Origin of the sequence: Pectobacterium brasiliense, assembly GCF_013449685.1 — a bacterium.
Classification (GTDB): domain Bacteria; phylum Pseudomonadota; class Gammaproteobacteria; order Enterobacterales; family Enterobacteriaceae; genus Pectobacterium; species Pectobacterium brasiliense_A.
In genome coordinates this window covers 200,197-213,505 of record NZ_JACDSF010000017.1, presented here as the reverse complement: position 1 = coordinate 213,505, position 13,309 = coordinate 200,197, and the positions used below count along the sequence as shown (strand labels likewise).

Genomic DNA, 13,309 nt, shown 5'->3' with positions numbered 1-13,309 from the left:
ACGGGCTGGGTGATTTTTAAGAAGAAATGTTTCCTGTGGGTAACGGTTGAAATAGTTTCGTCATGGAAGATTCATAGGGCGAAACCTATTATCTCCTGCCGCAATGGCGAAATAAAACATCGCCATAGACCTTCATGGTGGTGCTAACAGGAGAATGTAACCCGATGAATTTGCCTATTTCCGCTGTTATCTCATTAATGATGAGCGCTGTTTGGTGTGTTCCTCTCTATGCTACAGCGCAGAATAATCCTCTTGGTATCTATCAACTGATTCAGGAGCGGATGATGTTGATGAAAGATGTTGCGGGGTATAAGGCTCGTCAACACCTGCCTGTTGAGGATCTAAAACAAGAGGAACATATCTTGAGCAAGGTGCGGGAGCAATCTGCTGCCGTTGGTTTATCCCCTCAGAGTACACTGCTGTTCGTAACTTCATTAATGAATGCCAGCAAAGCCATTCAGTATCGCTACATGGCGGACTGGCTTGCGACACCGGAGAGCGACTGGGCGCCGCTTTCGCTGAACGACACCATCAGACCCATGCTACTCACGATTGATGACCAGCTCTTGATGAGTATTAAACGTTATCTTGCGAATGGCGGGCGTTTTGCGCCTCAGCAAGAGGCTACATTTCTTTCTTCTATCCATGTTGAGCATCTGTCACAGAACGACAAACGCCAGATTTATGCGGCATTGAGTCAAATTGAACCAGACGGCAAATAGCTGAGTGGGAGGCGGCAGGAATGCCTTTGCCTCGTCAGAGGGTGACAACGCGGTGAGCCCGATTGATATCGAAGTGCAGATGGATATCGAAATTGCGGGTTGGTTGGCTCCAGCCGCCAAAACCGCGGTGTATTTTGCCCGAATACCGATGCCGTGTTTTTAGACGCGATCAATACGGCGATTTATGGTGAGAAAAATGCGCCATCGTGATGTTGATTAACTGCGGGGCAAGCAAGTCACCATGGACGGCGCAATCATTACAGGTGTACGACCACGACGATGGACATGAGTAGTGAGTGCGTATTTCTGGGATAGCGTGTGTAGCGGAAAAATTCCACCCAGGCGACGCGATTATCGGTGATATTCATCACAGATTACCTGACCTCGGTTTGAGTCTACGGCGGTTAGCAGATATAACCCGATAAGAAGGACGTGATCGGGCGAAGGCCTGAGCGAAACCTGATACGACGCATGTTATTCAGACATGTTAGTATCAGGTTTTTTTTTGCCTGAATCCACCCCGATCGCGTGCTATCCATAACATCAGTGATGTCTCGTTGAGAAAAGGAGAAAAACCGTGAAATACCGTCATCTTAAACATTTCCCTGAGGGGTTTTTATGGGGCGCGGCGACATCGGCTTATCAGGTTGAAGGGGCATGGAATGAAGACGGCAAAGGGCCGTCGGTGATCGATGCCAGAACGTCCTATCCTGAGGGCACAACGGATTTTAAAGTCGCCAGCGACCATTATCATCGTTACAAGGAAGATGTCGCACTGTTTGCTGATATCGGCTTTAAAACCTACCGTTTTTCCATCGCCTGGAGCCGCATCATTCCCGATGGTAGCGGCGAGGTAAACCCCGCGGGCATTGCGTTTTACCACAATCTTATCGATGAATTGCTGCATTACGGTATTGTGCCGATTGTTACGATGTACCATTTCGATCTGCCGCAGGCGTTACAGGAAAAAGGCGGTTGGTATAACCGGGAAACGGTAGATGCATTTGAGCGCTTTGCCAACGTGCTGTTTGATGAATACGGCGACAAAGTGAAGTACTGGCTGACCATCAATGAACAAAACATGATGATTTTGCACGGTTCTGCATTGGGCACGCTCGATCCTACGCTGGAAAATCCGAAGCAGAATCTCTATCAGCAGAACCACAACATGCTGGTGGCGCAGGCAAAGGCGATGAATGCGCTGCATGCAAAAGTGCCCGGCGCAAAAATTGGTCCGGCACCCAATATTGCGTTGATTTATCCGGCCTCACCAAAGCCGGAAGATGTCATGGCGGCGTTCAACTATAACGCGATCCGCAACTGGCTGTATCTGGATATGGCAGTATACGGGCGCTACAACACCGCGGCCTGGCGTTATATGGAAGAAAAAGGTTATACGCCGGAGATTCTGCCCGGCGATATGGATATTCTGGCATCGGCGAAGCCCGATTTCATCGCCTTTAACTACTACACCTCGCAAACGGTGGAAGCCAGTAAAAATGATGGGCAGGATGAAACGGCTCGCGGCGGCGACCAGCACCTGAAATCAGGTGAAGAAGGCGTACATCGCGGGGCGAGTAATCCGTGGTTGCAGAAAAATGCCTTTGGCTGGGAGATCGATCCGATAGGCTTCCGCAATACGCTGCGTGAGCTGCACGATCGCTACCATTTACCGCTGATCATTACGGAAAATGGGCTGGGTGCGTTTGATACGCTGGATGAAAACGGTGAGATTCACGATGATTATCGCATCGACTATCTGCAACGCCACATTGAGCAAATCCAGCTTGCGATCACCGACGGTGTGGATGTCTTCGGCTATACGCCATGGTCGGCGTTGGATCTCATTTCCACCCATCAGGGATGCTCGAAGCGCTATGGCTTTATTTACGTTAACCGTGAAGAGTTCGATCTGAAGGATCTGCGGCGTATCCGTAAAAAAAGCGCATACTGGTATGCTGATGTGATTAAAAACAATGGGCTGGATAGCTCAGAAGCTAAGTAATGAAAGAAGACGCCTCGTCGATATCACGTTGAGGCGCTAAACGGTAGGGAAGGCCAGCGTGCCTTCCCGTCAGACAGGACGGCTGATGCGATGATCATTGAAAAAATACTGAGCAATAACGCCGTTCTGGTGCTGGCAGATGACCAACGGGAAATTGTGGCGATTGGCAAAGGCGTCGGCTTTGGCAAGAAAGTAGGTGACCCTATCGACCCGCAGCGCATTGAAAGCCAGTTCGTGAAAAAAAGCGACGGCATAGCGGATGTGTTGTCACAACTGCTGGCGGACATTCCACCTGACTGCCTGGCGGTCACGCAGCAGATCATTACTCTGGCGCAAAAAACGCTGCGACTTAATGTGCAGGACACGTTGTTTCTGGCTCTAAGCGATCACATCAACTTTGCACTTCAACGCCATAAGAAAGGGCAGACGATCAAGAACCTGATGCTGTGGGATATTCGCCAGTTTTATCGCAGCGAATTTGCCGTTGGGTTGGAGGCGCTGGAACTGATTCGCGCGAAATTGGATATCGATTTGCCGGAGGATGAAGCCGGGTTTATTGCGTTGCATTTGGCGAATGCGACAAATAACAGCGACATGCAGAGCACGATGCAAAGTGCGGGAATCATTAAAGATATTTTGACCATTCTGAAATACGATCTCCACATCACGTTTGACGAGCACTCTCTCAATTATCAGCGTTTGGTGACGCATCTGAAATTTTTTGCTCTGCGTTTGTTAAATCGAGAAACGGTGAACCACGGTGATGACTCTATCTATCAGGGGATTACTGAATTGATGCCGCGGGCCTATGCCTGTGCGATGAAGGTGTATGACTATGTGGAAAAAAATTACGCCTGCCATCTCACCACCGATGAGATCATGTTTTTAACCATTCATATTAACCGATTGCAGCCTTCTCCGGCTTAACAAGATGATGAAGATCTCTACGGTAATAATCGGAACGAAAATCACGGGTAAGACCAGCTACCGTTAGCATCCGTGTTACTCTCTCCCCCCCCTTACGACACCTGTTAGTTTCGTTATGTAACAAAATAAATGCACAAATTGCTCACTGTTACTGACAGGCTTTCAGCCATAATGTTCTTTTTTCTCGCTATTTTTTCGTGAACCGCATGGGGGTCCTTATGTCAGCCTCGCTGCCGACGTTTTTGACGGTAGATGTACGCCGCTCAGGGCTACGCTTTTCCCAGCGAGTCTATATTCCACGGATTGTCGGTACGATATTCTGCTCTCTTTTTATATCCTCGGTCCTGATGACCAAGTCTGTCCCTACGCTATTGTGGGTACTGCTCTTTCTTAATACCTTCATCTGGCCTCACATTGCTTACCTGTTTTCCTTGCGGTCAAGCGACCCTATGGGGTGCGAGAAGCGTAATTTATTGCTTGATGTGGCATTTGGCGGCATCTGGATAGGATTTATGGGCGTGAATCTTCTGCCCAGTGCTCTGATTGTCGCGATGGTTGGGATGAACTGTACGGCTGGCGGTGGGATAAAGCTGTTTGTGCAGGGTATCGCATTGTTGTGTGTGAGCTGCGCGCTAACTCTTGTGCTGTTTGCCGTGCCTGTTTCGCTGGATACCACACCCATACAGATTTATGCCTGTCTGCCGATGTTGCTGATCTACCCGATTTCTCTGGGCTACGTGACCTATACCACCGCGCTGAAACTGGCAGAACACAAACGTATGCTGATGGAAGTCAGTATTCATGACGGCATGACCAGCCTCTATAACCGTCACCACTGGGAACGTCTGCTGAAGCATGAGTATGATATTTGCCAGCGTTATAAGCGTACGGCGACGTTAGTCCTGTTTGATATCGACCATTTTAAAGCCTTTAACGACAACTTTGGGCATAACGTCGGCGATCAGGCGATCTTGCTGCTGGCGCGTGAACTGACATCCGGCTTTCGGGAAACGGATGTCATTGGGCGATTCGGCGGAGATGAGTTTGCCGTTATTTTACCGCAGACCAGTGCGGGAGAGGCGTTAGATGCTGTAAACCGCATTCGGGAGAGTTTGTCGCTGAAGTTCCTGAACCAGACCCCGCAGCTGGCGGTATTTGTCAGCGTCGGCATTGCGGAGATTTCACCGGAAATGGGCCAATATATTGACTGGTTAAAGGCTGCCGATATGGCACTTTATCGGGCAAAAAACAAAGGTCGCCGCCGAACCGAAATCGCCTGAATACGCAAAGAAACGGTGGGAGATCCCGTTGTTACTTTCCAGACAGGTCGATAGCCAGCGGACGGCACAGCATTATTCGAACGCATCCATCAGCAGGAAGGTGCACTCAGCGCGCTGGTGGCTATTGATCATCGGAACCAGCCGCTGGAAGTGCTCAGTCTGGCAGTGAATATCCAGCGCGGCTCTATCCGGCCAGGTTTCGATAAAGGTGAAATGCCCCGGATCTTTCTGATTGATAAAAAGCTCATAGGAGATGCACAGCGGCTCCTGTCGGGTTTTCTCTACTAACTCGCGGTACAGCGGCATGACTACCTCAATGCACTCAGGCTTAATAAAATCCTGTGCGATCACTTTAAGCATAAAATGGCTCTCCCTACATGGTTGTCCTGCTGATTAAACGGGTTCCTGCTAGCCGCGCTGCTGTTTTTCACTCTGATCTGCGCCGTTTCCCTGTCGGTAGGCTAGCGATACCATCAGCGATTGCACCAAACACAGCGTGGCAGACTGTGAACGGAACGCATCAACCTGCGCTTCCTTCACCACAAAGCAAACGTCACTTAGCGTTGCCAGTGGGCTGATCTGGCTGTCGGTAATGACGATTTGCCGCGCGCCGGCCTTCGCGGCCATCTCACTGACCATCACGGTTTCCTGTGAGTAGGGCGAGAAGCTGATGGAAACCACCACATCGCGTGAACTGACACGGCTGAGCTGTTCGCGAAACATGCCTCCCAGCCCGTTAACCAGAATCGGGCTGCTTTCCAAATGACTAAGCGCATAGGTCAGGTAAGTGGCGACGCTGAACGAGCGCCGCAGCCCGACGATATAAATCGTTTCCGCCTGAGCCAGCAAATCGACGGCTTTTTGCAGATCCTCTTGCGGGGTACGTGCCGCGAGTTGCTGCATCGCCTGCGCGTTTGAGCGGGCAAATTCATGCAGAATATCCAGCGGCGTTTCTGGCACGGCATCCGCTTCCATCGCTCGAAACAGCCGCGCTCGGTCAGTATAGCTGGCGGTTTCTTCCACCAGATTCATACGGAATAGCTGTTTCATTTCGTTGAAACCGCTGAAATCAAAGGCGTTGGCGAAGCGAATCAGGGTTGAAGGGGGAACGTCAGCGCGTTCGGCGATTACTGCGACGGTATCGAAAGCGATGCTGTTGGTATTATCCAACACATAGTGCGCCACCTGCTGTAATCGTTTGCTGAGTGAATCATAACGCTCGCGGATCTGTTCCTGTAATTCTTTCAGGCTGGTTGCCATGGGCATATCGGGTTATCTCCCAAAGACGTATAAGAACCTATCCCATTAGGGCGATTGCATGACTGGCGCCTGAAACGGAACAGAAAATTCATTTCTGGATACGGCTGTTTTATCTGTACGACATTTCCGGCGGCACACCTTTTATCGATAAGACTATTTTCAGAGGCTGCTCGCCTGCCTTTATGGACAGCTATCTCCAAGTTTACATAAAAATTCGCAGCGGATCACAATAATCAACATTTATTTTATTTTTACGTTAAATGGAATGTTTATTTCATATACTGTAATCCGATAGCAGCCGTTTGTCTCCTCAAAAACCACAAAGGTGTAAACATGGAAACCGTATCTAACTTCATTCAGGGGGCGATTGCCTCCAGCACCAGCCAGCGCTACGCCGCAGTTTACAACCCTGCAACGGGCGAGCAGATTCGCCAGGTTGTGATGTCTGATAAGGCGGAAGTCGAGCAGGCTATTGCCAGCGCGGCGGCGGCATTCCCTGCGTGGTCAAAACATTCTCCGCTGCGCCGTGCACGCGTACTGTTTCGCTTCAAAGCGTTGCTGGAAGAACGCATGGATACGCTGGCTCGGCTGATTTCACAGGAACATGGCAAGGTCTATTCCGATGCCGTGGGGGAGGTGACACGCGGCTTGGAAGTCGTTGAATTTGCCTGCGGTATTCCCCATTTGCAAAAAGGCGAACACTCGGCGAATGTCGGTACCGGAGTGGATAGCCATTCACTCATGCAGCCGCTCGGCGTGTGCGTCGGGATTACGCCGTTCAACTTCCCAGCGATGGTGCCAATGTGGATGTTCCCGATTGCGCTGGCAACCGGCAATACCTTTGTGCTTAAGCCGTCGGAGAAAGATCCGTCGCTCTCGCTGCTGTTAGCACAACTGCTGAAAGAAGCGGGTCTGCCGGACGGTGTGTTTAACGTCGTTCAGGGCGACAAAGAAGCGGTGGACGTCCTGCTGACCGATCCGCGCGTGCAGGCGGTGAGTTTTGTGGGATCGACGCCGGTGGCGGAATACATTTATCAGACGGCGTCGGCGCACGGTAAACGCTGTCAGGCGCTGGGTGGGGCGAAAAACCACTGTATCCTGATGCCGGATGCCGACATGGACATGGCCGCCAGCGCGATTATGGGTGCAGCGTTTGGTGCGGCGGGCGAGCGTTGCATGGCGTTGTCGGTGGTGGTCGCCGTTGGTGATGACACGGCGGAAGCGCTGCATCAGCGTCTGAGCGCACAGATTAAAGCAATGCGCGTCGGGCCAGGTCTGGTGGACGGGCAGGAAAATGAAATGGGGCCAGTGATCAGCGCACCGCACCGGGCGAAGATTGCCGACTATATTCAAAGTGGTGTCGATCAGGGCGCGATGCTGCGTATCGATGGTCGCACGCTGTCTGTTCAAGGGCACCCGCAAGGCTACTTCATCGGGCCGACGCTGTTCGACAACGTCACGCCAGAGATGAAGATCTATCAGGAAGAAATTTTTGGCCCGGTGCTGTCCGTAGTACGCGTGCCGGATTACCAGACGGCCGTGACGCTGATTAACAACCATGAATATGGCAACGGCACCGCTATTTTTACCCGCGATGGTGAAACGGCGCGTCAGTTCTGCGAAGAGGTACAGGCCGGTATGGTCGGCGTGAACGTACCGATTCCGGTACCGATGGCGTTCCACAGCTTCGGCGGCTGGAAGCGCTCCATTTTTGGGCCGCTGAATGTCCACGGCAATGACGGTGTGCGCTTCTACACCCGCATGAAAACCGTCACCAGCCGCTGGCCCGCCAGCGTCCGTCTGGAACACCACACCAGCAGCTTCGTCATGCCCACGCTAGAGTGAAGATGTTATGAAAGAACTAAAACTTCGGCTGGTTCATTACGATAAATAGCAGTGCAGATTTTTATTGTTTTTTCTTTCACGTAAAAAATTGCGCTGAGGTGGCGTGACCGTCGGGTGAGCGACAAGGATGTCGCGAAAGCCAGTGCCGCGTCTGGAGCGCGTCACTGGTGACCCGGCTACGGGAACGAACGCCGAAGGTCTCGCGTAGCGACGCAATTTCCCGTGGAGAAGCCTGGGGTCATGGGGCAGCGGCGATTGAGCTGCCCCATGTCGGGCGTGTGCAGCAGTGTGGAAAAGAAGTGATTTGCGCAATACGCACGAAACTTTATGCCGACTGACATAGAAATCGTTTCTATGGCCAGCACGGTGGCTAGCCGTCTGGATAAAATAGGTAGGAGTAGATCAATGGATACGTGTCGCATCACCATGGCGCAGGCGCTGGTCAGGTTTCTCAACCAGCAATACCTCAGCGTAGATGGTGAAGAATCCCCCTTTGTGCAGGGCGTTATGACCATTTTTGGTCACGGCAATGTGCTGGGCATCGGCCAGGCGCTGGAGCAGGAGGCGAACCGTCTCACCGTACATCAGGGGTGCAACGAACAGGGAATGGCACACATCGCCGTCGGGTTCGCCAAACAGCACAAGCGGCGGAAAATCTATGCGGTGACCTCGTCGGTGGGGCCGGGGGCGGCAAATATGGTCACTGCTGCGGCGACCGCCACCGCCAACCGCATTCCGGTGCTGCTGTTGCCCGGCGATCTCTTCGCCTGCCGCCAGCCGGATCCGGTTCTGCAGCAGGTCGAGCAATATCACGATCTGTCGATTAGCACCAATGACTGCTTCAAACCCGTTTCCCGCTACTGGGATCGCATTAATCGTCCTGAACAACTGATGAGTGCGCTGATTAATGCCATGCGTGTGTTGACCGATCCGGCAGATACTGGCGCAGTAACGCTGTGTTTACCGCAGGATGTGCAGGCGGAAGTCTGGGATTATCCGGCCTCGTTTTTCCGCAAGCGTGTCCATCACCTTGAACGCCGTCCGCCAGATGTGGCGCGGCTGGAGGAAGCGGCGGCGCTGATTGCGAGCAAGCGCCGTCCGATGCTGATTTGCGGTGGCGGCGTGCGTTATTCCGGTGCGCATGATGCGCTGGCGCAGTTTGCCGAGCAGTTTGCGATTCCGTTTGGTGAAACGCAGGCGGGTAAAGGCGCGATCGTTTCCTCACACCCGCTGAACTGTGGCGGTATTGGCGTGACGGGGGGACTGGCGGCGAATCGGCTGGCACACGAAGCGGATCTGATTATCGGCGTCGGAACGCGTTTAACCGATTTTACTACCGGCTCAAAATCGCTGTTTCAGAACCCGAACGTCGAATTTTTACTGCTCAACGTTGCCGAGTTCGATGCGTTAAAACTGGATGCGCTGCCACTCATCGCCGATGCGCGTGTCGGGTTGGAGGCGCTAGCCGAACGGCTGGCGGCGGCGTCCTATCGTAGCGGCTGGCAGCAGGCCGTTGAACAGGCTCGCGCGGAATGGGATCGCGAGCTACAGCGGTTGTTTACCGTGCAGGATAAGGGTGAACTGGTGCCGGAAGTGGTGGATGATCTGGAAGATAAACTGGATGAATATCGCCAGATGTTGAATACCCATCTGACGCAAACGCGCGTGCTGGGCATACTGAATGAAGATCTGGAAGATAACGCGGTGGTGGTAGGTGCGGCGGGCTCATTGCCGGGCGATCTACAGCGCGTGTGGCAGGTGAAAACGCCGGACAGCTATCATCTGGAATACGGCTATTCGTGCATGGGATACGAAATTGCGGCAGCGATTGGTGCACGCCTTGCGGCACCGCAACAGCCCGTCTACGCGATGGTCGGCGACGGTTCCTATTTGATGCTGCACACCGAATTGCAAACGGCGGTGCAAGAGGGCATCAAAATCACCGTGCTGCTATTTGATAACGCGGGCTTTGGCTGTATCAACAACCTGCAAATGAGTCAGGGCATGGGTAGCTTCTGTACGGAAAACCGCTATCGCGATGCGGAATCGGGGCAACTGCGCGGTGCGCTTATTCCGGTGGATTTTGCCAAGAACGCGGAAAGCTACGGCTGCAAAGCGTGGCGGGTGCACGATGAAGCCTCGCTCAGGCAGGCTCTGGTTGAATCACGCCAGCATGCGGGGCCGGTGCTGCTCGACATCAAGGTACTGCCGAAGACCATGACGCACGGGTACGAATCCTGGTGGCGCACTGGCACGGCGCAGGTTGCTGATAACCCAGAGATTGAGTCTGCGGCCAATAACGTGAAAGCTGCGCTTTCCCGCGCACGGCAATATTAAGGTCGGATATTGGGCTAAAACAGTTTTTGGTATCATTATCTATAACAGCCCCTGTTCGGATCAGGGGCAATATGATTATGATTTTACGAATGGTTTCCGGCTTCGCTTGCCATATACATTGGGTTGTTTCCGGGAATGTGTTAACTCTATCCGTTTACTATTTTTTGAAGCATAGGTTTCTGTGGCCATTTTCCCCGTCACAGGGTTTTCGTATTTCAGAGAAATAGTCACGCTATCTAGATCGACGCGACCATCCAGCAACTTATCATACTGTTTGGATAAAAAAGCGCAGTAGTCATCTAAAGGTTTATGTGGAACGGAAAGCTGCTCCAGCGCTTCTGTTATCTGCAAAAAGGACATGGCAGTATGAGCGCTTTGCTGCAGAACTATACCCACTGGATGTTCCCATGCTTCCGCTATCTGATGTGTCCTGGAAATTTGCGCTTTCCACTGAACATCATGGAAATGATTATTGATATCAACAGCGAGAACATTTTTCGAAGATGTTTTAGCATTCAGAATGTTAGCCATATCACTCATGGAAAGCTGCGCTGCTCTCTCAGTGATTGCTTTCGCGTCATCGCTTGCGTCAGGACCGAAAATATCCATCAGTGAGCGTTCAGCGCTTGCGGCGTTTCTTTCGAATGACATAATAACTCCTTAAATATGGTTATTTATTATACGCCAATATGGGCTAAATCATCAATGCTGTTGTATGAACAAGGATGAGAGGCTGCCCAGGTTGATTGAGTCACGTTATACTTTGTCTCAACGCTGAAATTGCCAGAAGATGGTGGGGATTCATAACGGTGGTAAATATTGAGGGTGAACTTGCCATCGTAAGTTTTCAGCATGTTCACAATTACTTCACGGCTTTTGATGAAATTCCGTTTCAAAATCTCAAGCGGCACGGTGCGCTTTCGTTCTTTCGCATAGCTCCAAGCTTTTTCTGGGGCAAAATAGACATAATTGAGCATGATGCTGTAGTTAGCGTTTAGCGCTCTGTCAAAGTTGCTTTCAGCGATGCTAAGGCTTGAGAAAGTAGAGTCCATAATTATCTGATATCCATCAGACAGCGCTCGTTTGTAGATATAGTCAACCATTTCTGATGCTGCTTTCTGGAAATACACCGAATTCTCTTCGTTGTAGTAAGGAAACCACCATCTGAAGTCATCAGCATCAATACGTACAAAATTGCTTAACTTATGCTGTTCAATGAGGCGATTGAGAAGTTCCGTTTTTCCTGCTGCTGGGGAGCCTGCCATGAAAAGAACCGCTTTACTCTCGGTAGGTGTCTTCCCTGTAGTGAGATGTTCATAAAGAACCTCCTTAACCGCTTTCCCAACCTTGCGTGATAGCGGGGTTAGTAACTCACCTTCCATGCACTATCTCCTTAAATACCATTTTTTATTAATTATCCAAAAGCAGAATTCACTATCAGAGAATATCACTCTTATTCTGTTATTACTCTTACGTTTATGGAGGAAAACGGTCTCTGAATCTGCATAAAATGTGATGAAGAGACAGCCTGTGCAGATGAAGTTTGCAATCTGTAGTGTTGCCTAATCCTTCCCTATACTCCTGAACCAATCTGAAACATCCATTTCATTTTCAAACCACGGTTTCATTTTCCTTCTCGCTGAGCGCCAGCGCCTGACCGATCCCTTGATAGTCATGTATACCGCCACAGACATACTCATTCGATGTGTGATTGAGGTTGCAGAAAACAGCGAAGATGTCATGAAAATGTTAACTGACACGCAAAAACATAATTTTCAATTTATACAAAACTGAAATAAATGTTTTATTTTACCTATCAGGATTCGCGGTAAAGAGCGGGTGATGATGGGGCTGGGGAGAATGCGACTAGCCGTTATCCGTCACTTTTTCAGTCTGGCATTAAACGCCACTCAGGCAGCAAGGGAGCACCTATGTTTAACATCGCTTTACTGGGCGCAGGCCGCATCGGCCAGGTCCATGCAGTGAACATCGCGGCACACAAAGAAACCAATCTGTACGCGGTGGTCGATCCTAACCCAACCAATGCCACGGCGCTGGCTGAACGCTACCACACCAAAGTGCAAACCGTGGATGAGATCATGAACGATCCGGAGGTACACGCTGTTCTGATTGCCTCCGCGACCGACACGCACGCCGACCTGATTGAGCTGGCTGCCAAACATGGCAAAGCCATTTTCTGTGAAAAACCGGTGCATCTGGATATTGCTCGCGTTCGCGATTGCCTGACAGTTGTCAAAGAGCAGAACGTGCCGTTGTTTGTCGGTTTCAACCGCCGCTACGACCCGCAATTCCGTCGCGTCAAAACGCTGGCTGGTGAAGGCCGCATCGGCAAGCCGGAATCTCTCCTGATTATCTCTCGCGATCCGTCGCCGCCGCCTGCTGAGTACGTCCGCGTTTCTGGCGGGATGTTCCGCGACATGACGATCCATGATTTCGATATGGCGCGTTTCATTATGGGCGAAGAACCCGTGTCGGTCTTTGCGCAAGGCAGCAACTTGGTCGATCCGGCGATTGGTGAAGCGGGCGACATTGATACCGCATTCATCGTGCTGAAATTCGCCTCTGGCGCGATGGCGACCATCGTCAACAGCCGCCGCTCCGGCTACGGCTACGATCAGCGCCTCGAATTGCATGGCGCGAAAGGCGTACTCAGTGCGGGCAACATCCGCGAAAACGTGGTCGAGCAGTGGACCGACGACGGCTGTCTGGCGGCGAAACCCGAATACTTCTTCCTGCAACGCTATCACGCCGCCTACGCGGCAGAGTGGCAGCACTTTGTCGACGTGCTGAATGGCCGCACGCAGCCCGAATGCTCCGGGCTGGACGGTGAGCGCGCACTGAATCTGGCGGATAAAGCCTTTGAATCACTGGCTCAAGGCAAGGAGGTCGCCGTGTAACCGTATCGGCATCGG

General features: G+C 51.6%; 11 protein-coding genes. 7 read left to right on the top strand and 4 right to left on the bottom strand.

Annotation, left to right across the window (positions count from 1 at the left end; all coding sequences use genetic code 11):
* Nucleotides 1-164 precede the first annotated feature (164 nt).
* The 4 genes from H0248_RS08740 to adrA all read left to right on the top strand — a co-directional run bounded on the left by H0248_RS08740 (nucleotide 165) and on the right by adrA (nucleotide 4,934).
* Nucleotides 165-722 carry a chorismate mutase gene (locus H0248_RS08740; protein ID WP_180785618.1) on the top strand — a complete coding sequence of 186 codons (558 nt, stop codon included), beginning with the start codon at nucleotides 165-167 and terminating at the stop codon, nucleotides 720-722.
* A 577-nt stretch (nucleotides 723-1,299) separates the two neighbouring features.
* Complete coding sequence (locus tag H0248_RS08735; protein ID WP_180785616.1) at nucleotides 1,300-2,727, top strand: glycoside hydrolase family 1 protein; 1,428 nt, start codon at nucleotides 1,300-1,302, stop codon at nucleotides 2,725-2,727.
* Between the two features lie 90 nt (nucleotides 2,728-2,817).
* A complete protein-coding gene (gene licT, locus H0248_RS08730) occupies nucleotides 2,818-3,654 on the top strand; it encodes a BglG family transcription antiterminator LicT (RefSeq protein WP_180785614.1) in 837 nt (278 codons plus the stop codon).
* 218 nt (nucleotides 3,655-3,872) lie between these two features.
* Nucleotides 3,873-4,934 carry a diguanylate cyclase AdrA gene (adrA, locus tag H0248_RS08725; RefSeq protein WP_180785612.1) on the top strand — a complete coding sequence of 354 codons (1,062 nt, stop codon included), beginning with the start codon at nucleotides 3,873-3,875 and terminating at the stop codon, nucleotides 4,932-4,934.
* 72 nt (nucleotides 4,935-5,006) lie between these two features.
* Here the strand turns inward: adrA and H0248_RS08720 are convergent, their stop codons facing one another.
* Both H0248_RS08720 and H0248_RS08715 read right to left on the bottom strand, forming a co-directional pair.
* Nucleotides 5,007-5,294, bottom strand: coding sequence for a putative quinol monooxygenase (locus H0248_RS08720; RefSeq protein ID WP_039517175.1), 288 nt, complete (start codon nucleotides 5,292-5,294; stop codon nucleotides 5,007-5,009).
* Nucleotides 5,295-5,342: 48 nt separating this feature from the next.
* Entirely contained in the window at nucleotides 5,343-6,200 is an 858-nt protein-coding gene (locus H0248_RS08715; RefSeq protein ID WP_180785610.1) for a MurR/RpiR family transcriptional regulator, read from the bottom strand.
* 327 nt (nucleotides 6,201-6,527) lie between these two features.
* Between H0248_RS08715 and H0248_RS08710 the strand changes: the two genes are divergently transcribed.
* Nucleotides 6,528-8,039, top strand: a complete 1,512-nt coding sequence (locus H0248_RS08710; protein ID WP_180785607.1) for a CoA-acylating methylmalonate-semialdehyde dehydrogenase — start codon at nucleotides 6,528-6,530, stop codon at nucleotides 8,037-8,039.
* A gap of 405 nt (nucleotides 8,040-8,444) precedes the next feature.
* Nucleotides 8,445-10,376 carry a 3D-(3,5/4)-trihydroxycyclohexane-1,2-dione acylhydrolase (decyclizing) gene (iolD, locus tag H0248_RS08705; RefSeq protein WP_180785605.1) on the top strand — a complete coding sequence of 644 codons (1,932 nt, stop codon included), beginning with the start codon at nucleotides 8,445-8,447 and terminating at the stop codon, nucleotides 10,374-10,376.
* Between the two features lie 75 nt (nucleotides 10,377-10,451).
* Here the strand turns inward: iolD and H0248_RS08700 are convergent, their stop codons facing one another.
* Nucleotides 10,452-11,027 (bottom strand): hypothetical protein, encoded by a 576-nt coding sequence (locus H0248_RS08700; RefSeq protein ID WP_180785604.1) that lies wholly within the window; start codon nucleotides 11,025-11,027, stop codon nucleotides 10,452-10,454.
* Between the two features lie 26 nt (nucleotides 11,028-11,053).
* Nucleotides 11,054-11,758, bottom strand: a complete 705-nt coding sequence (locus tag H0248_RS08695) for a zeta toxin family protein (protein WP_180785602.1) — start codon at nucleotides 11,756-11,758, stop codon at nucleotides 11,054-11,056.
* Nucleotides 11,759-12,307: 549 nt separating this feature from the next.
* Here H0248_RS08695 and iolG point away from each other — a divergent pair.
* Entirely contained in the window at nucleotides 12,308-13,294 is a 987-nt protein-coding gene (gene iolG / locus H0248_RS08690; protein ID WP_180785600.1) for an inositol 2-dehydrogenase, read from the top strand.
* The last annotated feature ends 15 nt before the right edge of the window (nucleotides 13,295-13,309 follow it).